Source organism: Selenomonas sp. AE3005 (assembly GCF_000686945.1).
GTDB lineage: Bacteria > Bacillota > Negativicutes > Selenomonadales > Selenomonadaceae > Selenomonas_A.
Window position 1 is genome coordinate 117,528 of sequence record NZ_KK366040.1, and the last position, 23,834, is coordinate 141,361.

Sequence of the window (23,834 nt, forward strand, 5' to 3'; positions counted from 1 at the left end):
TAGTTTATAAAAAAGAAAGAGGTAACATCATGTTTGTTCATGAATTGATTTTACAGGGAAAACCTGAGGCTATGGCCATTGTGGACCATGAACGCCGCTTTACCTATAAAGAAACCCAGCAGGCTGTGAACAACTGCCGCAACCGGCTTTACGCCGCCGGTGTCCGCGAAGGCGACCGCGTGGGTATCTTCTCCCGCAACAGCGCTGATTTCGTCTTTGCCTATATGGGGGCCACGTCTTTGGGTGCCATTGCCGTGCCCATCAACTTCCAGCTCAGCAACCGCGAAATTGCCTACATCATCAAGGATTCCGGGATTCGCGTCCTGCTGACCTATCAGCCGTTGAATCTGGTGGACGCCCTGGCTGCCCTGCGCTGCGATTTGAAGGTCACACAGTACGATATCAAGACTATGTCCAAGGCCAACAAGAAAATTGCCGATGCACCGGCGCTGAGTGCAGACTTCGACGAACATAAGCCCTGCGCCACCATCTACACCTCCGGCACTACCGGCAACCCCAAAGGGGCCGTGCTCTCCCATCGCAATCTCGTAGCCAACTGCGAGCAGATGCGCGATAACGGCATGGGCTGTAAGGCCGAACACAACGTCCTCTGCGTACTGCCGATGTACCACGCTTTCGGCTGGACCTGCTCCGCCCTCTATTCCTTCTTCTGCGGCGCTACGGTGGTAATTCTCGACTCCTTCACGCCGAAGGAAACCATCGCTGTAATCCGCGAAGAAAAGGTCACTGACCTCTACATCGTGCCCTCTATCTGCAGCCTGCTGACCAAACTGGCCACCACCGAGGACATGAAACCCCTGCGCCTCGTAGTCAGCGGCGGCACTACCCTGCCCCTGCAGATTCAGCAGGACTTCATCAAGAAATTCGGCGTAGATATCTGCGAAGGCTATGGCCTGTCCGAAACCAGTCCGGTTGTCACCATGAATCCGCCCGAAAAGCCCATCGTCGGCTCCTGCGGCAAAATTGTCCCGGGCATTGAATGGAAACTCATTGACGCCGAAGGCAAGTCTGTACCACAGGGCGAGGCCGGCGAACTTATCGTCAAGGGCGAAAACATCATGCTGGGTTATTGGAATCTGCCCGATGTTACCCAGGACGCCATGCGCGGCGGCTGGTTCCACACCGGCGACGTAGCCCGGGCTGACGCCGAAGGCTATATCTACATCGTGGACCGCATTAAGGACATGATTATCAGCATGGGGGAAAACATTTACCCCCGCGAAGTTGAAGAACTCGTTTACCAGTTCCCCGGCATCTTTGAGGCCGCTGTTATCGGTATTGATGACAAACTGCGCGGTCAGGCTGGTGCTTGTTTCTACAGCACCCATGACGGTCAAGACATCAACGTCCGCGAACTCAAAAAATTCCTGCAGGCTAACCTCGCCCTCTACAAGATTCCGCGCGAATTCCACCTCATGGAAAAACTGCCCCGTACCTCTACGGGAAAAATCGCCAAGCGCATGATTCTTGAGGAATTTCAAAAAGCCAAAAACAAATAACGGACGCCTTAATATCCCCATATAAGCCACCCCTTTACCAATCAATTCATAAGTGCTAAAATATGACTCATGGCAAAAGATGACATCATTGCTGTGAGTCATACTTTTATGAACTGGATTTATCTTAAGGCATAAAGGAAACTGCCCGGATTGTCAGAAACCGGGACAGCTTTAGAGGATATGCTCTATTAAGGTTACTTTCCGTACAATCAGTAAATAACAAGGCTGTGAAAGCATCTTTGCCGTTCTCAGGGAGAGCGTGCGTGCTTTACAGCCTTTTTCTTTTGCCTAAAAATTTCATTTCTTTTTAGGAGGTTTTTTTGTGCAAAAAATCATCAAAAAACTTGTCGACAATCTCGCGCTGCTCGTAATCGCTATCGGCGTTCTGGGTGCCTGGCGCCCGGAAACGCTGACCTGGGTAGGGCCTTATGTGTCCTGGATGCTGGGCATTGTCATGTTCGGTATGGGCATGACGCTCAAAGTCGAGGACTTCCAGCGCGTACTCAGCCATCCCAAAGAAGTGGCCATCGGCGTAGGCGCCCAGTTCGTCATTATGCCGCTCGTAGCACTGGCTCTGGTCAAGCTCTTTGCCCTGCCGCCGGAACTGGCTATCGGCGTTATCCTCGTAGGCACCTGCCCCGGCGGTACGGCGTCCAATGTTATCGCCTATCTGGCCCGCGGTGATGTGGCGCTCTCCGTCTCCATGACGATGACCACCACGCTGCTGGCTCCTATCGTAACGCCGGCCCTTACCTATTTCCTCGCCGGCGCCTGGATTGATATCTCCTTCACGGCCATGATGATTTCCATTGCCCAGATGGTACTGGCACCGGTAATCCTCGGCCTGCTGGTTCACCACTTCATGGCTGACACGGCACAGAAAATCATGCCGGCCATGCCGCTGGTATCAGTAATCTGCATCGTACTGCTGGTCGGCTGCGTAGTAGCACTTTCCGCCAGCAAACTGGCAGCCGTCGGTCTGACCATGGCTGCCATCGTCATTCTGCACAACGCCTTTGGTCTGGCCTTAGGCTTTACCGCCGCCAAATTACTGCGCCTGGACAGCCGCAAAGCCCGTACTGTCGCCATTGAAGTCGGCATGCAGAACTCCGGTATGGCTGCCAGCCTGGCCGTTATGTACTTTAACCCGGCCGCAGCGCTGCCCGGTGCCATCTTCAGCGTCTGGCACAATGTTTCCGGCTCCCTCGTGGCCAACTTCTGCGTACGCCGGGACAATCGCGAGTCGCAGGAAGAACCTGCCCCTGCTTATAACCAGTAAGGAGAATACACTATGAAAATTTTAACAACTATCAAAGACATCAAAGCCTACGCGGCGGCCTGCAAAGCCCAGGGCAAAACCATCGGCCTCGTGCCCACCATGGGTGCCCTGCATGAAGGCCATCTGACGCTGATGCGTGCGGCCAAAGAAAAATGCGATATCGTCATCGCCTCGGTATTCGTCAATCCCACCCAGTTTGGCCCCAACGAGGATTATGACGCCTATCCCCGTCAGTTTGCCGCTGACTGTGAAAAATTAGAAAGTGTCAATATTGATGCCGTGTTCCATCCGGAACCGGCTGAGATGTACCCGGAAGGCTACTGCACCTTTGTCAACGTAGATGGGGATATCACGCACAAACTCTGCGGTGCCCAGCGCCCCGGCCATTTCCGCGGCGTTGCTACGGTCGTAACAAAACTCATCAATCTGGCGCGCGCTGACGAGGCCTTCTTTGGCCAGAAAGACGCCCAGCAGGTAACGGTTATCCGCCGCTTTGTCGAAGACCTCAACATCAACGTACACATCAACATGGTGCCCATTGCCCGGGAAGAAAGCGGCCTCGCCCGCAGCTCACGCAACAGCTACCTGTCAGCCGAAGAAAAAACTGCTGCTCTCGTCCTCTCCCGGAGCCTGCAGCAGGCTAAAGCCGCCTATACGCAAGGGGAAACAGATGTAGCGGCCCTGGAAAATATCGTCAAGGCTGAGCTGACCAAAGAACCAATGGCCAGCATTGACTATGTCAAGGCCTATGCCTATCCGTCCCTCAAACCGCTGACCAAAGTCAGCGAAGACACGCTGCTGGCCATTGCCGTAAGAATCGGCAAGACGCGCCTGATTGATAACGTAATACTCACAGCCTGAGTTACTAGTAAGAAAGGACACACCAACAATGCTCCTAAATATGCTCAAAGGAAAAATCCACTGCGCCACTGTTACGGAGGCCAATCTGGCCTACATGGGCAGCATCACTATCGATGAAGAACTCATGGAAAAAGCCGGTATCCTGCCCAATGAACGGGTACAGGTCGTCGATAATAACAACGGCGCACGCCTGGAAACCTACACCATTCCCGGCCCCCGTGGTTCCGGCGTAATCTGCCTCAACGGGGCTGCCGCCCGCCTGGCCCAGCCCGGTGATATTGTCATCATTATGGCCTATGCCCTGTTTACCGAAGAAGAAGGCCGGGCCCATAAGCCCAAGGTTGTCATGGTGGATGAAAACAATAAAATCAAAGAAATCCGCACTGTAGAATATCACGGACAAACAGCATAATAAATCCCCCCATATAACAGGTTCTCCTCTGTTATATGGGGGGATTTTATATTGTAGTTTTGTATTTACCAACCTTAAAAATAGTTCAGGCTAAGCTCCAATAAACCATTTGCCAACAGACGTCCAAACTCCCGATATGTCATATTCTCACAACTTACGGAAAAGAGCATATTATTATGTGTCCAATGTGCTGCATAACCAGTCAGTTTTTTATTCATTCCGTAAACTTCGGTAATAGATGTTTCAATTCCCTTTATCTTTTCCTGCTGCCACTTGGCACCGTATATGCCGCTGATTTCGTCGTTACGCAGTTCCGTACAACGGGCTGTACGCAGCCGGAATCTGCCCACCGGCTGATTGTCTGAAACATACTCAATGTCAATAATATCACCGGCAATCACCCAGACCTTATTCACATGATAACCACTTATTGAAGGCAGGTAAAGAGGTTGAAAACCGGCGGCATTTTTAGCGGCCATTACACTGTCATAACTGACCATCGGATTAGGCAGACCAGCAGTTTTTTCTGCGGCATTAACCGGGTTTACACAGATAATCCCCATAGCTAATAATGATAAAAACAGTTTTTTCTTCATAAAGCTAATCCCTCCAATATTTACTTTTACAACTTTATTATTGCCATATAATTATCCCCTATATAGGGACTTACTATGTTTGTAAATATTCTACATTTACCGTCAAAATCCTGTTTATTTTTTCTTTAATTATTATGTTTATTTTACATTAAGACTCCTGGTAATTTCCTTTAAATATTTGATTAAACGTCGTTCATCGTCATAGACCTGACGTCCCTTCTTGGTGACGATACCGGAATTGATATAAAAAGGCTGTTCCATAGGAATTAACGCCAGGTCATCGCGTGGCAAAACGGCCTGCCGGGTGAGAAATGTACAGCCGATACCTGTACGCACGAGATTCTTTATCGTGTGCAGATACGGGGAATAATGTACTACCTGCGGCTTGCTGTTTTCCTGAGCAAACAACTCGTGTACCATGCGATAGACAAAGAAACTGCTGTCCAGCAGCACCAGCGGTTCGTTAATAATGTCTGCCATCGTGATGGATTTTTTGCCGGCTAAGGGGTGTTCCCGGCTTGTGACCAGGCAGCACTCACAGGCAAACAGCTTTTCATAGTTAAGTTTTTGGCTGAACCCCGTTTCATAGTTGGTGAACGCCATATCCAGTTTTTCCTCTTCTACCATATGCAAGGCAGAGATGCCGCCCGATTCGATAATATCCAGCCGAATTTCCGGGTTTTGCTGCCGGAATTCTCCCAGTATCTTGGGCAGGAATTGTGTCCCCAGCTGCAGGGGCATAGCCAGCCGGATATGATTGCGATTATGGGCCATATCGCTGATTTCCTCTTCCAGTTGGTCTACTTGGGTTAAAATGTGTTTGACTTTGCCAAGTAATTTACTGCCCTCCGGGGTGATAATAATCTTTCTTCCTTCCCGTTGAAAGATATTAAGCCCTGTCTCTGCCTCTAAGGTCTGCATAGCCATGCTGATAGTCGGCTGGGAAACATGCAGGTGTTCCGCCGCCTTGGTGATGTTCTGCCACCGGCAGACCTCATAGAAATATCTCATCTGTATTAGCGTCATTATCTTTTACCTCTTGTCTGGCTAATATACTATCAAAGCCCTTAATGCTCATTTATATAATATCACATCTGAGGCACCAATATTTGCCCAAACATATCTATGTATAAGCCTGCCTAAAGTATACATGCCAAAACACGGCCTCGCACCGCAAAAAAGGACATATGACCTTGTTTTAACTGCATGCCTCTAATATAATTTTAATCGTGATTTCGCGTTGTTTTTATTGTTGTCTGAATATCAAAAATTTAGACGACAACGAAAATTCGCATATTTTATATCAGGGGAGAGATTTAACTCATGAAGAAAACTATGGTTTCCGCATTAACCACGGCTCTGCTTGTCGGTGCAGCCAGCACGACTTTCGCAGCCAGCAATCCGTTTGCCGATGTTCCGGCTGACCACTGGGCTTATGACGCTGTTTCCCAGCTCGCTGCTGACGGTGTCATTGAAGGCTACGGCGACAGCACTTTCAAAGGCAACCGTAACATCACCCGTTACGAAATGGCTCAGATGGTAGCCAAGGCTATGGCCAAGAACACCAAGGGTGCTGACAAAGCTCTCGTTGACAAACTGGCCGCTGAATTCGCTGCTGAACTGAACAACCTGGGCGTACGTGTTGCCAACCTTGAACGCAATGCTGATATGGTTAAGTGGAACGGCATGGCTCGTTATGACTTTGAACGTTCAAACTATGAACATCATCCGCTGAATAGAGCTGATTATAACAAAGATGATGTTACCAGCGGTAACACCATCACCTTCCGTCTGGAACCCACGGCAGAAGTAAATAAGAACTGGAAAGTAAAGGCTCGCTTGGACAGCACTATCAATATGAAAACCGATGGTCCTGGCTATGGCGGTGATAATGTAAAGCTCAAACGTATCTGGGCAGAAGGCAAATACGGCAACACCATGGTACGCTTTGGTAAAATGCCTGTTACCATTGATATGGATATCATGTTCGATACCCAGTTCAGCGGCGCACAGGTGCAGTTCGGCAACAAGCTGAAGACCACCATCAATGCCGGCCGTTTCAACCTGAAGAGCGGTAACGATTACTATAATTACGGTGTAGCTGTGGATAATACGGGAGCAACGACTGCCAGCTATCAGGCTATCGGCTTCACGGGCTGGCTCGGCAAATTAAATGCCGGCCTCGGCTACCATCACTTAACCAGCCATGCCTTTACCAACATGTTAGGCTATGGCCGTAACAATGACGCTATGAACACCATTACGGCAAAAGGCACTTATCACTTTGACAAAAACATCGCCCTGCAGGGTAACTACGGCAAAAACTTCAGTGCTGATAGCTACAACCAGTCTGCCAGCATCGTACTTGGCTATAAGGAATTTGAAAACTTCGATACCACCAATGCCGGCCAGTGGGGTATGGCGTTAGCTTACCGTCACATCGGCCAGAACGTCGGCCCGGCTCCGACCTATACGCTGGACGCTGGTACTAAGGGCTGGGAACTCAGCTATCTGGCCAATGTTATGCCCCATACTTATTTATGGCTCAAGGCTGTAAAGGGCAAGACGCTGATTGGCGACGAAAGCTACAACGAACTGTTCGGCCGTATTGAATGGCAGTTCTAATTCTCTCGTGTTAAAGAAAAGAGGCAAAAGTATGTTTGCAAAACGCTCTTTAAAAACCATGGTTTTGGCAGCACTGACGGCTGCTATTACCTCTGGTACGGCCTTTGCCGGTGACCTCACTGTATTTTCCACTTCCGATATCCACGGCAGCATCATCGGCTGGAATTATTTCACTGCCAAGCCGGCTGAAGTAGGACTGGCTAAAATCAGCACCCTTATCAAGGAAGCCCGCAGCCAAAAAGGCCCGAATGATGCTATCCTCGTTGTGGACGGCGGCGATATCCTGCAGGGCACTCCGCTGGATACCTATATGGTACAGCATCCCAATGAATGGAAAACCCATCCGATGTTCGATGCCTTCAACACCATTGGTTATGATGCTATCGAACTGGGCAACCATGAATTCAACTTTGGCCTGGATTTTCTCAAAAAAGCCATCGGCAAAAACAAGAATGTCCTGGCTGCCAACGTCATTGATGACAAGACAGGCAAAACCTGGAGTGCTGTGCGTCCTTACCTGATGAAGACGGTTACCATCGACGGTGAAAAGGTCAAAGTCGGCATTATCGGCACTGATACGCCGGCAATTCCGATGTTCGAAGACCCGTCCCACTTTGCCGGCGTTCACTTCGCTGACCAGGTGCCGGTATTCAAACAGTGCGTCAAGGAACTTAAGGCCAAGGGTGCTGATATCATCATCGGTATCACCCATTCCGGCGTGCCCCGTGATGACCGTGCCGGTTCTGAAAACCAGGTAGTGGATATCGCCAAGGCCTGCCCGGAATTGTCACTGTTGGTCTGCGCTCATAACCATGTCGTTATTGATAACAAGAGCGGCATTGTAGGGCCGGACGGCACCAAATACGCTGATTCCGTCATCAACGGTGTTCCCGTAGTGGAAAGCGGCAAAGATGGCAAATTCCTGGGCAAGAGCGTCCTCACCGTCAACAAGGTGAACGGTAAATGGCATGTTGACAAGGTAGCTACGCAGGCTATCTCTGTTAAAGGTGTCGCTGATGACCCCCAGATTGTAAACCAGGTAAAACCCTGGCATGACAAGACCTTGAAACATCTGCAGACTGTAATCGGCAAGGCCTCGGCTGAATTTGTCGGTGCTGAGTCCAACCATCAGGATTCCGCTATCGTGGACCTGGTAAATGAAGTACAGCGCCACTATGCCGGCACCCAGCTGTCTGCATCTGCCTCTTTTAACACCAGCCAGAACATTGCCAAGGGTGACATTACGCTGCAGGAAATGTCCGGCCTGTACATCTATGAGAACTATCTCTACGGTATCGAAATCAACGGTGCTGAACTGCGTAAGTACATGGAACATGCCGCAGGTTTCTATGGCAAGTCCCCGGACTACAACTATGACATGCTGCAGGGCGTTGATTACACCATTGACCTGACGAAACCTGTCGGCCAGCGTATCGTAAAACTCCAGTACAAAGGCAAAGATGTCAAAGATACGGATATCTTTACCATGGCAATCAACGACTACCGCATGAACGGCGGCAGTGGCTACATGGCTGCTATGGGCTACACCAACGGCAAAAAACCGAAGGTTGTCTTTGATTCCATGCGCAAATACGGCGATGATGGCCAGATGCGTAATCTCATGATTCGCTATGTCCAGGAAAAAGGCACAATTTCGCCCAGCTGCGACCATAACTGGAACGTAATCAAATAAATACCCTCATATATAAAAACCAGTCCCTCTGTGGACTGGTTTTTTGCATTGAAAATACCATTTGCAGTTTGATGGTTAGTGCCTGCTTACTTTTAGTTGTTACAGCTCAGTTGGGTGGAGGTGGTAATACTTTTCGCTGTTGCACTGAATGACCCACCAGCAAAAGTTTGGACTTTTCCAGCTACATGCGCCGGCAAGCAGTCGGCGCGATTGTTCAGCTCAGTGTCCAGGGGCTGTTGTTTGTGGGCCAGTCCTCACTGCGTTCGGACAGTCGTTCCACTGCGAAAAGCATCACCACCTCCGCCCTAAGTGACGTCCGTGTAAAATGAATATTTCGCAGTGACAGGTAACAGGCACATCGATGTTCTTGTAACGGGAGCAACGAGTTCGTAGCAATTGTATAGGCCGTTTGTAGGGGCGAACGGGGGAGTGATTTTTATGCGGGGAGCGACTGCCTGAGCGCAGCGAAGGCCGGCACACTGTAGACAATCGCTAAGCAACTACGCTGAAAGGAGCGCCGTTGGCCTGCCCGGCGCAGGTTACTTGACAGTGCTATTTTCCGAGGTGTGTCGTTTAGCGGAGGCAGAAAAATTACTCCCCCGTGACCCCCATGCACGCATGGACAGGATAATTTTAAGAACTCGTTGACCGTCAAACTGCAATTTATCTATGTAAAATATATCGCTGTATTTTGCACGGCCTCTGAGTTTTCTGTGCAAAAAAGGCGGCGTGCCTATATAATAATAACAGATACATCGCTAAGGAGGCCGCACAATGAGATTTTTTCACCTATCAGATTTGCATATTGGTTTAAAACTCGTAAACCATGACCTGAAGGAGGACCAGGCTTTCATTCTCCGGCAAATCGCAGACCAGGCAGCCCAGCGCCAGCCGGACGCCGTAGTCATCGCCGGCGATATTTATGATAAAGCTATTCCTGCCGCCGAGGCTGTAGCACTATTTGACGATTTTATTACGCAGCTGCGCAACGCCCTGCCCCAGGGGGAAATCATGCTCATATCAGGCAACCATGACAGTGCCCAGCGCGTAGACCTGTTCCGCCAGGTACTGGCTCGCCACAAAATTCACCTTATCGGCCTGCCGCCCCGGCTCCCGGAAGAATACATCACCCAGGTCACCCTCACCGATTCATTTGGCCCCGTAAATTTCTACCTGCTGCCATTTGTCAAACCCTCCATGGTCAAAGAAATTACCGGCACTGACGCTAAGGGCAACAATCTCTCTTATGACGAGGCTGTGCACGCCCTGCTGTCACGGGAAAACATCGATACTGACCAGCGCAACGTCCTCGTCAGCCATCAGTTTTATCTCTCCACTGCCGGCCAGGACATCGTCCGCAGTGATTCCGAAAGCATAACCGTAGGCAATATTGACTCCGTAAACGGCGATATTCTGGAACTGTTTGACTATGCAGCGCTGGGACATATCCATAAGCCCCAACGCCTCAACGGTCAGGATTGTTACCGCTATTGCGGCACGCCCCTGGCCTGCTCCATCAGTGAGGCCGAACAGGAAAAAGGCATTATCGAAGTGGAACTGAGCGCTAAGGGCGAAGTAAACACCACGGTTCTGCCCCTCACGCCCCTGCATGCCGTACGCAAAATTCAGGATACCCTGGAAAATGTGCTGGCCTCCCCCTCCACAGATTATGTCAGCATCACCCTGACAGACGAAGATGATTTAGACATCTTTGATATGCATGACCGGTTGAGCGCAGCTTTTCCCAACTTGCTGGAAATCCGGCGTGCCGTCAAACAGAAAGTGAATTATGAGGGCGCTGACATACCGCAGGAGCAGCTTTCACCCTTTGAGCTATGTAAGACCTTCCTTGGGGAGTTAGAGGACGCTGACGAGGCTCTCCTTGCCGATATCATCAATACGGTACAAGACAAGCGCACGGAGGCATGACCATGAAACCACGCAAACTTACGCTGCAGGCCTTTGGCTCCTACGGCCAGAAAACTGACATTGACTTTTCCCTGCCCCAGCAGAATTTATTTCTGATTACCGGCGATACCGGCGCAGGAAAAACTACCATTTTCGACGCTCTGGTCTTTGCCCTCTATGGCGAAAACAGCTCCAATACCAACAAAAAAGCCAGCACCGACATGCAAAGCCAATACATTGGCCGCGATGTAACCCCCTTTGTGGAACTCACTTTCAGTGAACAGGAAGATGGGCAAGACCGCTGCTATACAGTACGCCGCGTCCCCCATCATTTTCGCAAGCGGCTGCGCGGCCAGGGCGATGATATTGAGGCGCGCGAGGAATTAACCTTCACCATGCCGGACGGCAGTAATTATAACGGCAAAATTGGCGAAATAAACACCAAACTGCAGGAAATCATCGGCCTGACCAAGGAACAATTCATGCAGGTGGGCATGATTGCCCAGGGCGAGTTTATGGAACTCCTGCGTCTGGAATCAACCAAGAAAAAAGAAATCTTCCGCCGTCTGTTCGCTACGGAAATTTTTGACCGCATCGTGAATGAACTGAAATCTCGTAATGCGGCCACACAGGAAGAAATGAAACGCCTTATGCAGCGCTGTCAGGGTGTTATCGAAGGTCTGGCAGCCGAGTCCGACGCTGAATTACAGGCCCTTAAACTCCGGCTCAGCCAGACAAAGGACATAAGCATAGTAGATATTGAAGAACTGCAGGCCCGGCTTGAGCCTTTCTGTGCAGAATTAAAGGCGCAGGCGGCTGCTATCAGCCAGGAATACACGCAGGCCACAGCCCTGCGGGATAAGCACCAACAGGCCTATACCGCGGCGTTATCCCTCGTTGCTGCCTACAAGGAACTCGATAATATCACCGTTAAGGAAACAGAACTTGCCAGCCAAAAAACAGCGCTGACCCAAAAAGCCCAGTTAGGGCAGGCGATAAACACCGCCTGTAAAATAGATTCCCTGTATCAACGCTGGCAGGAAAAACTAAAAACCCTCCAACAGCTGCTCGCCCAGCAAAAACAGCAGACAGCCGTTTTACCCAAACTGAAAAACGCCGAAGAAACGGCCTGCCAAAAGCGTGAGCAGCTGCAAGCCGCCCAACAGGCAGCCCTGCAAACCTACAGTGCCCAGGAAACAAAAGTAACGGCGGCCATGCAAATGCTGGGCCAGCAAAAGGACCTGCAAAAGCAGGAAAAGCAAATGCAAAAGCAGGTACAGTCAGCCCTGGAACGCCTGACAGCTGCCAGACAGCAGGAAACAGCATTTGCCCAGCAAGTAACCGACTGGCAAAAACGCAAAGACGCCATGCATGATGCCGGGCAGAAATTAGAACAAAGCCATAACCAAGCGGAACGCCTGGAAAGCTGGCAGGCTGACACCCGGCGCTTAGCGGCTCTGGAAGATAATATTGCCCAAGCCCGGCAGGCCACTGAACAGGCGCAAAAGGCCTATCAGCAGGCGCAAGCCGCTTACGCCACGGCGCAAAACACCTACACTGTTCAGCAAAAACTGTTTCTCGATGCTCAGGCCGGGTTGCTGGCTGAAACCCTGCAGGACGGCGAGCCCTGCCCGGTCTGCGGTGCCACCGTTCATCCTGCCCCCCACATTCTCGCAGAACAGGCCAAACCCCTGGAACGAGCAGAACTGCAAAAACTGTCCCAGCAGGTTACAGAGTTGAACCAAAAACAAAACCGTCTGGCAGAGCAAGCCGGCCAAGCCAGCACTAATTTGCAAAACTGCCAGCAGCAGCTCAGTGACGGTCTGCAGCGGCTTTGTCAAAGCCTGGCCGAATTCATGCCCCTGCCTGAAAATCCGGCTTTAACTGATATAACGCCACAACTCAGCAAATGGGAGTCCCTGCTCCGGCAAAAACGCACCAATCTGGAAAAACAAGCGGACGAATTGAAAAAGATTCAAAATCAGCTGGCCCAAAGCGATGCCCAGTCTGTCAAACTCAAAGACAGCGTATCTGCTGCCGAACAGGATTATCATCAGGCTGACAGCCAGTTAAAGAACCTGCAGGGCCAGCAAAAAACCTTGAATGCCCAGTGCCCTTATGAAAGTGAAACCGCCGCACAAGCCGCCTTAGCTGCGGCCAAAGCCCAACTTATGGCCGCACAAACCAGCACCCAGCAGGCAGAAACAGCGGCCGCCACAGCAGCGGCCGCCCGGCAGCAGGCTGAAACCCTGTTAAAGGACGCAGAGGCTAAAATCCCCGGCCTTACTACAGAAACAGAGTCTGCCCACAAAGAATATCAAAACATTTGTACCGCCCTTAACATGAGTGAAAACATCTGGCAGCCATTAGTACACGATTATACGGCTGCGGACAGTGAGCGCCTGCTGCAGGAAGTACAAACATACAAGGACACAGTCAACAACCTGCAAGGGCGCAAGCAGGCACAAATCACATTCATCGACAGCCGTCCCCGTCCTAATCTTACGGAACTCAAAGAACAGCAGGAACAGGCCCATGCCGCCTGGCAGGAACTATCGCAAAAATTACAAAACTGTCAGCACATGCTTTCCACCAATGAAAAAGTCGCCGGCGTCCTGCATACTGCCCTCGCCGCCCGTACTGACAAGCTATTGAGTGCTGCCCGTCTGGATAATCTCTACAACCGTTTATCCGGCAAGATTTCCGGGTATCGCATGGACATTGAAACCTTTGTGCAGCGCCGCTACCTGACGCAGATTCTGCTTGCTGCCAACCGGCGTTTCTCCGAAATGACAGCCGGGCAATTTGAGCTGCGCCTTATCCCCATAACCGATGCCGGACAAGGACGCAACCGCGGCCTGGACCTGATGGTGTATTCCACCGTTACCGGCAATGTGCGGGATATCAAAACACTCTCTGGCGGTGAATCATTTATGGCAGCCTTATCACTAGCCTTAGGCCTATCTGACCAAATTCAGGTGAGCACTGCTGCCATCAATCTCGACATTATGTTCATTGACGAGGGTTTCGGCTCTCTTGATGACCACTCCCGCAACCAGGCCATCAAAGTCCTCAAGCGCCTTTCCAGCGGCGACAAACTGATTGGCATTATCTCCCATGTAACCGAATTAAAACAGGAAATAGACAACCAGCTCATCGTGCGCAAAGACGACAAAGGCAGTCATGCCGTATGGCAAATAAGCTAAGACAACGCCCCTGTAAGCAGCAGCTTACAGGGGCGTTGTTTCACGTGCAACATTTATATCTTATTTCTTAGAACCAAAATTCCAAACGGCCAAATAATTTTTCCGCTTTTAAGTCATTTTCCAGCTGTTTGCCCCGGAAGTAAATGGCTTTCGCCTGTACGTTGGGCAGAATTGTATACTGCGCGCCTATTTCAATACCTTTGGTATTAAAGAATGCACCATCACACGTGGGGTCAATTGAAGTATTACCTCCCTGATAGCGGTAGGACGCATAAGCTCCCCATGAGCCCTGCTGCTGTTTTTTGGCGCCTTTATAGTCAAGATGTACCAAATAGGAGCGGTTATATTTATCCGCCTCTGTGTTGCGCATATACGCCCCTGTCAGGGCAAAATTCTTATCAAAGCGGTACGTGGCCGCAATTTCCCAAATATGAGCATTATCCTTATCACCGTTATCATTATAGAAGGTGTCCTTAAACATACCGTTCTTAAAATGGTAGTAGGCCCCGGTCGCTGACAACTTCCCCGGTTTATACGTCACAGCCAGACTTTGGAAATCTACGGCGTCCGCTGGTGTTTTCCGCTTTGTGGCCCGCTTAAGGGCATCATCATAGCGCATATCACCCGTACTTATACGGCCTGCCCTGGCCTGCAGTTTTACTTTGCTGCCGTAGTTTACCTCCACACCACTAAGCTGGGTGAAGAACATCAGGTTTTTATTATAACTTGTCCCCGAAGGGATACGTCCCAGCTTTACATTGAAGTCCTTATAATTTCCCTGAGCCCACAAACGTTTCAAACTTACTTCATCCGTCGTGTCATTTTTTAAATCGACCTTGGCATCCAGACGGGCATGAACATTCCAGTTTTTATTTATCTCTGCCCTGGGTTCCAACCGCAGCAGCACTTCGTTGGTATTAGATGAATCCGTATCACCTTTCGCATTTTCCGTACGCTGACTGTAAAAAGTATAGCGTGCCTCCCCACTCCACTTTACCACATCTGCATTTCGCTCCAAATTAGCTACACGGACACCCAAATTTTTAAGCTCAGCAGCAAACTCCGCTGCCAGTTTATCAATCAGCGCCTTGTCAGCTGTACTGCCCTTTTTTTCATTGGCCATGGCCTTCGCTGTCATCTGTGCCATTTCATAGCGTGTAATATTACTCTGCCCACGGTAACTGCCATCACCATAACCTTCAATAATTCCATCTGCCGCCAAAGCAGCTACAGCATCGTATGCCCAATGGTCAGCCGGCACATCGGCAAATGGATTAGCGGCGGCGCTGACACTGGCGGCGCCTCCGGCAATAATGCAGGTCGATAGCAGAGACACAATAGTTTTTTTCATAATCCTACACTCCTCTTTATCCTAAAATATCTGTTACACCAGTACTGCCATAACAAAGGACGTAACCAGGGCCACCAGCATGGGAATAGCCGTCCTTTTTACGACATCAACTGGTGATACATCAGCCACACCAGCCACAGCTACCACCGCTGCCGTTATCGGAGACGCACTGCGGGCAATGCTGGACGCCATCTGCATAGGGGTTATCATCGCGGCCGGCAGCATGGACAATTTGGCAGCAATATCAGGCACCAATGCCCCAAACGAATAGAACGGCGCGTTGCCTGAACCCATAATGACTGCAGATACAGCCACGATAAGCACCATTACCAGGGTAATAGCAGTGGCCCCGAAACCGGAACTCTGTGCACCACTGATAATCATGTCCACGGCACCGATTTTCGTCAGACCAAAAGCAAAGGTTTCACCAGCCACAATCAGCGTTATAACGGTAGCAAAAATCCGCCCCATACCATCGAAGAACACTTTAATGCTGTCAAATACAGTTTTCACATCACGGGTACGCACCAGTTCAAATGTCATAGCCAAAGCTATGCTGATTATCATAGCCGTCACTACCGGCATTTTAATCGTAGAGATGCACAGTTTGCTGAATACCAGCACCAGACCGATAGGCACCAGGGGCAGAATCGCATAAATAGCCGGTGGCATATTATCGTCTTTTTCCTGAGCAATATATTCCATAGACTTGGCCTCGACGCCAGCGCGGCGGTCAAACCAACGCTGTACAAGGAAGTGTGATATTGCTATTGCCACAATCGTAACCACAGCAATGGGAATCTGTTCCCCGACAAAATAATCAGCAACATCCAGACCAGCGGTTTTTGCTGCAAATACGGCAGTACCAGAGGCCGGCCCCAGGTCCAGACAGGGAGCCGTGGCAATAACAGCCGCTGCCGACAGACGGCTGACGCCCAGACTTGTTAAGACAGGAAATAAAGTGGCCATCAAAAGTACGCACAGACCGGCGGCGCTGGGAATGACGATATTCAGCAGCTGTCCCACCACATAGCTGACTGCCAACAGCAGATACGGTGATTTCATCATACTGAGCGGCTTGGCCGACAAATATACCAGCACACGGCTTGCACCGATATGTTCCATATACTTGGCAAAGCCGCCCACAGCCATAATCAACAGGCCAATACCAGCCGCCCGTGAGCTGAATGTGTCTTCGATAAACTTAAAGATATCAAACCAGACCATACCCGTTGATTTCTTGCCTTCCAACAGGGGATATCCCAGCAAAATAGTCATGGCCATCAAAAATATACCGCCGGCAAAAAGCACCGTCTGGGCATTCTTTTTGTGCAGAATCATGTAGGCCACAATCACAGTTGTTATCAGGGCCAGGGCCATCGCTAACATAAACTCTCCTCCTCTTTTACTTTATACAGATAATATGCTGTATAATACGGCATAACAGCTCATAACGGGGAATGATGGTATCTATTTCCAAATACTCATTTTCACTATGGGCACCGCCGCCCACCGGCCCCAGGCCGTCGATGGTCGGCGTGCCGGCAGCAGCGGCAAAACTGCCATCAGAACCGCCGCCGCTGGCCATCCAGCCAAATTCCACACCGATTTCCTGACCGATATCGTCAATACTGCGGCAAAGGGCCATGGTTTTTTCCGAGGGGAGCATCGGCGGTCTGGTGATGCCGCCCTCCACCTCAGCCAACGTTCCCTCCACATGCGGATGGGCTTGCAGGCTGTTCATTATCCCTGCTACACGTTCGCTTTCTGCAGCGTCATAGTAGCGCACATCCACCGCAGCTCCGGCTTGTCCCGGTACAGCACTGATACCCGTGCCGCCCCACACCTTCCCCACATTTACAGTTGTTTCCTTGCTGAGGTCCGTGGCGGCCTGCAGGGCAATAATCCAATGTGCCAGTTCCTCAACAGCATTTCGCCCCGCCTGGTAGTCAACACCAGCATGTGCCGCTACACCTTTAATATTTATATGATACCTGGCTATCCCTTTGCGTTTATAAACCAGATTTCCATTAGCCCGGCCGGCCTCTAAGGCCAGTACATAACGACTCTTTCTGGCTAAATTCGTAGAATAAGCCGCCGAATACCGCGAGCTTATTCCTTCGTGGTCACTGTTCAGAAACACACATACGGCAGCATCAGCCAGCGCCCCTCTTTCCTGCAGGTTGGCCAACGCATAAAAACCACTTAACAGGCCAGCCTTGCAGTCAATAACACCTGGCCCATAGGCGCGGTTTCCCTCTATTCTAAAGGGACGTTTTGCCGCGGTTCCCAACGGAAAAACCGTATCCATGTGCGCCAGCAGCAGTACATCGTATTTTTCTGCCTCCCTGTTGACAATCCGCAGGCAAGGCCCGATAGACGGTGCCAGGCTGACCTCTTCCACCAGCCAGCCCAGGGATTTATACTTATCCTTCATAAAAGCAGCAATTTTGCCAGCGCCCTCCGGTTCCGAGGATACGCTGTCAATATTGACCAGCCTGGCCAGCTCGTCCAGAAAACGCTGTTTATCCAGCTCCATACTCAACTACCTCCTGTAAAATTTTAGCTTATGCAATTCTATGCCATAGCCACGACTTTATCATAAAGGCTTTGATATTAAATGTAAAATTCGCAATTCTTCTAATTTTATTAGCCAATCTAATTGGACAAAATACGACAAATCAGTATATAATGATGGCGAACTTGAAAACAAGCAGAAAGGTGATACGTCATGCTCTTGCGGCAAATACAATACTTTATGGCAGTAGCAGAATCACATCATTTTACCAAAGCTGCCAAACAACTCTTTGTCTCCCAGTCAGCACTGTCACAGCAAATCAACAAGCTCGAGGACGATTTAGGCGTAAAGCTGCTCGACCGTATTTCGCATCCCATTACCCTGACACCTGCCGGCGAAGAGTTTTACCGCTGCGCCAAAAAAATTATTTCCGATATAAACCATCTTGAACTGCAAATGCAGCACTACGCTCATGATAATCAGGGCACATTGCACCTCGGTGTAATTACCGGTCTGGGCAAACTTCCCCTCACGGATATTCTTTCCAAGTTTAATACGGAAATATCCCCACAAATGCAGTTTTCCCTGACCAATTGCCTTAGCAAAAAACTTTGCCACATGCTGGGGAATCATGAAATAGATATCGCCATCATGGCTGTACCCGATGATTTTCCCACGGATGAGTTTGAGCTGTTTTCCCTGCAGCATGAGCCTTTTTTGGTCATTCTGCCGGCGGGCCATCCGCTGACATGTCAAACGCAAATAAGCCTGCAGGAACTGCAGGCCGAGAATTTCATTTTTCCTACGGCAGAAAATGTTTCCTATGATGTTTTTATGGCAGCCTGTCAAAAAGCTGGTTTTACGCCTAATATCGTCACCTACTGCAACAGTCCAGGCCAACGCATTGACCTCGTCCAATCCGGCCTGGGCGTCAGCCTTATATCGACAAGCGGCTTTGCGTATTTCAATAATCATGCAGATGTTGTCCCGCTGCCCTTAAGCGTGCCACTCTACAAACACATCGCCATGGTACGGCGGAAAGACAATAACCATCTGCCGCTGGTTGCCAAATTTTGGGAGTATATCCGTACCAACTATGGACAGGAAACTGTTGGCTGAAAACTTTCTGTCTCATAGCAGGATATCATTATTTATCACCCTTGAAAGGAGTGCTTTTTATGAAGAAACCCTCTCTATTTATGGGGATGCTATGCCTGCTGGCCTGTCTGTTACTGCCCCTGGGCGCGGTTCAGGCACAAAGCTCACAGCTGCCGGCCGGCTTAAGTAGTTTCTCCCTGCCCGAACCAGCCGGCGTCACCGCTGATCCCCTAAAGGTGTATACCTACAAACCAGCCGCCTGGCAGGACGGCCGCCCCATCGTCGTCGTTTTTCATGGTTTAAAACGCAATGCCGAAGAGTACTGTCAGGGTTGGAAGGAATATGCGGAAAAGTATAATTTCCTCATCGCCTGCCCGGAATTCACCGAAAGTAAATTCCCTGGTGTACGCTATTATAATTTCGGTAATGTAATTGATAATGACAATACCGGCGGCAACGTTCAGCCTCAAAGCAAGTGGATTTTCCCGGTCATTGACAACATTATCAAAGCCACCAGGCAGCAGGCCGGTACGAAAAAAAGCAAAGTTATTATCTTTGCCCATTCAGCCGGAGCCCAGCTCGTACATCGCTATGTCCTGCTGAATAAGCGTACTGCGGCTGACCTCATTATTGCCGCTAATTCCGGCTGGTACACTATGCCTGATGAAAATATCTCCTACTCCTACGGCATGAAAGAACTGGCACCTGCCAAAAAGGATTTCCGTAATGCTTTCGCCAAGCCTGTTGTCATTCTGCTGGGCGAGAAAGATACTGTCCGTTCCAAAGTTCTGCGTAAAACACCTGAGGCCGACGCCCAGGGACAAAATCGCTTGGAACGCGGCCGTAATTTCTATAACCAGGCACAGCAAAAGGCCGCCAGTCTGGGCCTGCCATTCAACTGGCAGCTTATCACGGTTCCCGGCGTTGGTCATGATGGTACAGGCATGGCCAAGGGAGCAATCCCCCTTATTGAATCCCTTGCCCGGTAAGAACATATAAATCCCCACAGGAAAAGCCCTGCAAGCATAAACTTGCAGGGCTTTGATTTTTATCCCTTTATAACGCCGTTGTTCCAGTTTTGCCATAGGCAAAACTTCCTCTTGGCGTTTCAACGAGGCGGGAGATATGCTCGCCGCCTGTTTTGGTATTCGTGCCCCCACCTGCTGAGGTGGGGGACATTTTCTTGCCTCGTTATAATACTTAGTCTTTATCTGCCTTGGCGTATTTAACCGCCGCCTTGGCCAGTTCTTCTGTCGAATCGATGAAGTCGCCCTGTAAATTGTACATGGATACAGCTACAGGCACTTCCGTACAGCCCAGAATAAACGCCTCCGCACCATCATGCTGCATATCCTGCAGCAACTGACACACTGCGCTCGTATCATAAGCGTTATTATTGGCTTTTACACCATCATATATCAAATCATCAATCAAATGCTGTTTATCTGCCGCTGGGGCTATGCACGTTATCCCCTTTGCTGATAACGCCTTTTGGTACAGGCCTGTACGTATGGTGCCACTGGTCGCCAGCAGCCCCACAGACTTACAGCCTCTAGCCAGCACACTGTCTGCCGCTGTCTCGATAATGGACAGTACAGGTATTTTCACCTGCGGTGCCACCTCCGGCAGAAAATAATGTGCCGTATTGCAGGCAATAATAATGAAATCTGCGCCCCCGGCCTCCAGCCGCCGGGCGCTTTTCACCATAGCCGCCACCGGCGATTCCCCCTGCCCTAATATAGCCTTAGTCCGGTCAGGAATCTGTGGTGCATTATCCACCAGCATGGGAATATGTTCCTGGTCTGTTGCGGCGGGCGTTGCCAGTATAATTTTTTTCATCAAATCCACTGTAGCCATAGGGCCCATGCCCCCCATAATACCAATTGTTTTCATATCCCTCACTCCTCAACTGAATTATCAAAATAATAGCAAATAATCTCAATAAAAGCATAGCATAATGTAAAACTAACTTCAACTGCTGAAACACTAATGCAAAAATAAGCTACACAATTGTAAATTGCAGTTTGACAGTTAAGTAGTTCTTAAAAGTATCCCGTTAATACGTGCATGGGGTTCACGGGGGAGTAATTTTTCTGCCTCCGCTGAACGACACACCTCGGAAAATAGCACTGTCCAGTTACCTGCGCCGGGCAGGCCAACGGCGCTCCTTTCAGCGTAGTTGCTTAGCGATTGACTACAGTGTGCCGGCCTTCGCTGCGCTCAGGCAGTCGCTCCCCGCATAAAAATCACTCCCCCGTTCGCCCCCAGCAACGCTATTTACAATTGTCACGGATTCGTTGCTCCTGTTACAAGAACATCGATGTGCTTGTTCCCTGTCACTGAGAAAAAGACGTTTTATATTGACGTTGCTTAGGGCGGAGGTGGTGATGCTTTTCGCAGTGGAACGACCGTCCGAACGCAGTGAGGACTGGCCCACAAACAACAGTCCCTGGACACTGTGCTGAACAATCGCGCCGACTGCTTGCCGGCGCATGTAGCTAGAAAAACAATATTTTTGCTGGTGGGTCATTTAGTGCAACAGCGAAAAGTATTACCACCTCCACCCGACTGAGCTGTAACAAATAAAAATAAGCACGCATTGACCGTCAAACTGCAATATATATTTTCTCCATCTGCTTTGTTGCACGTGAAACAAAAATTATTTTCTCCATTTCTAGGAAAAAACTTCTCCTGCCGCGAATATATCAGTAATACTTAGTTAGTGAAAATCGCCAGAGGTATTAACCATGAAATCACAAAATTTTATTCGCCGCAGCGATATGTTAAAATGCATGCTCTGTGCTGACCCCGTATGCGACAAATCCTGCCCCGCGAAATTACAGCCGTCCAGGATTTTACGCAGTCTGTGGTTTGCCAACGAAGATGTTGCCGCCGTCAGCCTGCCTGCGGACAATCCTTGTGCAGACTGTTCTGCCCTCTGCGAATCAGCCTGTCTGCGCCCTCATGAAGTCCCGATAAAGAACCTCATCGGCAGGTTAAAGACTGATGTTGCCCCGCAGCTCAGTACGGCCCTGCCCACGCATGAGGACCGCCTCAAAACAGATATTTGTGGTATTCCCTTGGAAAATCCTTTTTTACTGTCCTCTTCCGTAGTGGCCAGCACCTTTGATATGTGCGACCGTGCCTTTACCGCCGGCTGGGCCGGAGCCTCCTTTAAAACCATCTGCAACTTTGACATTCATGAGGCCTCTCCCCGTTTTTCAGCCATCAATGGCGCTGACGGCAGCATAATCGGGTTCAAAAATATTGAACAACTTTCTGACCATAGCGTGACCGAAAACATGGCTATTTTCCGTCAGTTAAAGAAAAAACATCCCACAAAGTTTATTTTGGCCTCCATCATGGGACAAAATGACGCCGAATGGACAGAACTGGCCTATACTTGTCAGGAAAACGGTGCCGATGCTATTGAACTGAATTTTTCCTGTCCCAATATGATGGCCGATGGACTTGGTTCAGATATTGGTCAGGTTCCCGACCTGGTAGAACGCTTTACCGCCGCGGCCAAACGCCGCACCACCATACCAGTTTTAGCTAAACTCACGCCTAATGTTGCTGTTATGAGTCCGGCAGCTGAAGCGGCCCTGCGCGGCGGTGCTGACGGCCTTGCGGCTATCAACACCATCAAAAGCATTATGGGCATCAATCTAAACACTTATGTATCGAGCCCTGCCATACAAGGCAACTCTGCCGTAGGTGGCTACAGTGGCAATGCAGTAAAACCGATTGCCCTGCGCTTTATTGCCGAACTTGCCAAAAATCCTGCCCTTAAGAACCTGCATATCAGCGGTATGGGCGGTATTGAAACCTGGCAGGACGGCTTGGAATTTTTACTGTTAGGCGCCACTTCCCTGCAAGTCACTACAGCCGTCATGCAATATGGCTATCGTATCATTGATGACCTGAAGTCCGGCCTTAACTACTATCTCCACGAAAAAGGCATTACTTCGGTAAAGGACATTGTAGGACGTTCCCTGCCCTACGTCAGCGATTCCACAGATGTATTGGAACGTGACAGTATTCTGTTCCCGAAATTTACACATACGACCTGCCTGGGATGCGGCCGCTGTGTTATTGCCTGCGCCGACGGAGGACATCAAGCCATTAGTCTGAACGAAAACCGCCGGCCTGTACTTGACGGAAAAAAATGTGTTGGCTGCCACCTCTGCCGTCTGGTTTGCCCCACACATTCCATCTCCTCCGGTACAAAAAGAATTTACCGCCGTTCCCCTTCCCTGTCATGACCGGCTCCCTATGAAATCCCTGTTGGTTATATATTAAAGCTGAAAGGGCCGCAGGCTTAGTGATTATCACCAAGCCTGCGGCCCTTTTGTTTCACGTGCAACAATATGATATTTTTACAGGCCTATGACCTCTGTAAAATAAATTACCGTTACCGTATCTTCCATAAGGATACGCCGTTTATAGATACGTTCAAAATCGGCAATCAGTTCCTCATGACTGTTGATATCGGGATTCTGATTACCCAAATCTTTGGAGGTCAGGGTTCCCATTGTCTTTACTCTCACCTTATCCAGGTAAGCCGTATAGAGTTTTTGTTTTTGTTCGCCCTTTTGCCCGGTAGTAATCCAGACAATCGAGCCTTCCGGGAATTGCGCACTGACATCGCCTAAGCGGACCGTACAGCGCTTGGTGCGGCTAATCAGCATCTTTTTATGCTTTTCGTCGCGGAAATTCAAGGCCATCATACAGGCATTCCTCCTTCGGATGACACATCATCAACTA

The 23,834-nt window shown here is 49.9% G+C and carries 18 protein-coding genes; 11 read left to right on the top strand and 7 right to left on the bottom strand.

The window, feature by feature from the left end; translation table 11 throughout:
* Positions 1-29 precede the first annotated feature (29 nt).
* From DL94_RS0112240 to panD, 4 genes are all read left to right on the top strand, one after another.
* Positions 30-1,520, top strand: a complete 1,491-nt coding sequence (locus tag DL94_RS0112240; protein ID WP_028130401.1) for a class I adenylate-forming enzyme family protein — start codon at positions 30-32, stop codon at positions 1,518-1,520.
* A 322-nt stretch (positions 1,521-1,842) separates the two neighbouring features.
* Entirely contained in the window at positions 1,843-2,799 is a 957-nt protein-coding gene (locus tag DL94_RS0112245; protein WP_028130402.1) for a bile acid:sodium symporter family protein, read from the top strand.
* 12 nt (positions 2,800-2,811) lie between these two features.
* Positions 2,812-3,660 (top strand): pantoate--beta-alanine ligase, encoded by an 849-nt coding sequence (gene panC / locus DL94_RS0112250; protein ID WP_028130403.1) that lies wholly within the window; start codon positions 2,812-2,814, stop codon positions 3,658-3,660.
* Positions 3,661-3,688: 28 nt separating this feature from the next.
* A complete protein-coding gene (gene panD, locus DL94_RS0112255; protein ID WP_028130404.1) occupies positions 3,689-4,072 on the top strand; it encodes an aspartate 1-decarboxylase in 384 nt (127 codons plus the stop codon).
* Between the two features lie 74 nt (positions 4,073-4,146).
* On the opposite strand, the gene DL94_RS14880 is transcribed toward panD, so the two are convergent.
* Positions 4,147-4,668, bottom strand: a complete 522-nt coding sequence (locus DL94_RS14880) for a hypothetical protein (protein WP_051586449.1) — start codon at positions 4,666-4,668, stop codon at positions 4,147-4,149.
* Between the two features lie 138 nt (positions 4,669-4,806).
* Positions 4,807-5,694, bottom strand: coding sequence for a LysR family transcriptional regulator (locus DL94_RS0112265; protein ID WP_028130405.1), 888 nt, complete (start codon positions 5,692-5,694; stop codon positions 4,807-4,809).
* A 297-nt stretch (positions 5,695-5,991) separates the two neighbouring features.
* Here DL94_RS0112265 and DL94_RS0112270 point away from each other — a divergent pair, with 297 nt between their 5' ends.
* The 4 genes from DL94_RS0112270 (at position 5,992) to DL94_RS0112285 (ending at position 14,100) form a co-directional block, all read left to right on the top strand.
* Complete coding sequence (locus tag DL94_RS0112270; protein WP_028130406.1) at positions 5,992-7,293, top strand: S-layer homology domain-containing protein; 1,302 nt, start codon at positions 5,992-5,994, stop codon at positions 7,291-7,293.
* Between the two features lie 31 nt (positions 7,294-7,324).
* Positions 7,325-8,986 (top strand): bifunctional metallophosphatase/5'-nucleotidase, encoded by a 1,662-nt coding sequence (locus tag DL94_RS14885; RefSeq protein WP_051586450.1) that lies wholly within the window; start codon positions 7,325-7,327, stop codon positions 8,984-8,986.
* 774 nt (positions 8,987-9,760) lie between these two features.
* On the top strand, positions 9,761-10,915 hold the full coding sequence (locus DL94_RS0112280) for an exonuclease SbcCD subunit D (protein WP_028130407.1): 1,155 nt from the start codon (positions 9,761-9,763) through the stop codon (positions 10,913-10,915).
* Between the two features lie 2 nt (positions 10,916-10,917).
* Positions 10,918-14,100, top strand: coding sequence for an AAA family ATPase (locus DL94_RS0112285; RefSeq protein WP_028130408.1), 3,183 nt, complete (start codon positions 10,918-10,920; stop codon positions 14,098-14,100).
* A 67-nt stretch (positions 14,101-14,167) separates the two neighbouring features.
* Here the strand turns inward: DL94_RS0112285 and DL94_RS0112290 are convergent, their stop codons facing one another.
* From DL94_RS0112290 to DL94_RS0112300, 3 genes are read right to left on the bottom strand one after another with little or no spacing between them, the layout of a single operon-like run.
* Positions 14,168-15,451, bottom strand: coding sequence for an S-layer homology domain-containing protein (locus DL94_RS0112290; protein ID WP_028130409.1), 1,284 nt, complete (start codon positions 15,449-15,451; stop codon positions 14,168-14,170).
* Between the two features lie 33 nt (positions 15,452-15,484).
* Positions 15,485-16,840, bottom strand: a complete 1,356-nt coding sequence (dcuC, locus tag DL94_RS0112295) for a C4-dicarboxylate transporter DcuC (RefSeq protein ID WP_028130410.1) — start codon at positions 16,838-16,840, stop codon at positions 15,485-15,487.
* Between the two features lie 16 nt (positions 16,841-16,856).
* Positions 16,857-17,990 carry a M20 family metallopeptidase gene (locus tag DL94_RS0112300; protein ID WP_028130411.1) on the bottom strand — a complete coding sequence of 378 codons (1,134 nt, stop codon included), beginning with the start codon at positions 17,988-17,990 and terminating at the stop codon, positions 16,857-16,859.
* Positions 17,991-18,182: 192 nt separating this feature from the next.
* Between DL94_RS0112300 and DL94_RS0112305 the strand changes: the two genes are divergently transcribed.
* Both DL94_RS0112305 and DL94_RS14890 read left to right on the top strand, forming a co-directional pair.
* The gene (locus DL94_RS0112305; protein WP_028130412.1) at positions 18,183-19,088 is read left to right on the top strand and encodes a LysR family transcriptional regulator; all 906 of its coding nucleotides are present in this window, start codon (positions 18,183-18,185) and stop codon (positions 19,086-19,088) included.
* A 59-nt stretch (positions 19,089-19,147) separates the two neighbouring features.
* Entirely contained in the window at positions 19,148-20,056 is a 909-nt protein-coding gene (locus DL94_RS14890) for an alpha/beta hydrolase family protein (protein WP_037371873.1), read from the top strand.
* Between the two features lie 211 nt (positions 20,057-20,267).
* Here the strand turns inward: DL94_RS14890 and DL94_RS0112315 are convergent, their stop codons facing one another.
* Positions 20,268-20,960, bottom strand: a complete 693-nt coding sequence (locus tag DL94_RS0112315; RefSeq protein ID WP_028130413.1) for a cysteate racemase — start codon at positions 20,958-20,960, stop codon at positions 20,268-20,270.
* Between the two features lie 854 nt (positions 20,961-21,814).
* Between DL94_RS0112315 and preA the strand changes: the two genes are divergently transcribed.
* Complete coding sequence (gene preA / locus DL94_RS0112325; RefSeq protein ID WP_028130415.1) at positions 21,815-23,332, top strand: NAD-dependent dihydropyrimidine dehydrogenase subunit PreA; 1,518 nt, start codon at positions 21,815-21,817, stop codon at positions 23,330-23,332.
* Positions 23,333-23,446: 114 nt separating this feature from the next.
* Here preA and DL94_RS0112330 read toward each other — a convergent pair whose 3' ends face one another.
* Positions 23,447-23,797 (bottom strand): ASCH domain-containing protein, encoded by a 351-nt coding sequence (locus tag DL94_RS0112330; protein WP_028130416.1) that lies wholly within the window; start codon positions 23,795-23,797, stop codon positions 23,447-23,449.
* Positions 23,798-23,834 lie beyond the last annotated feature (37 nt).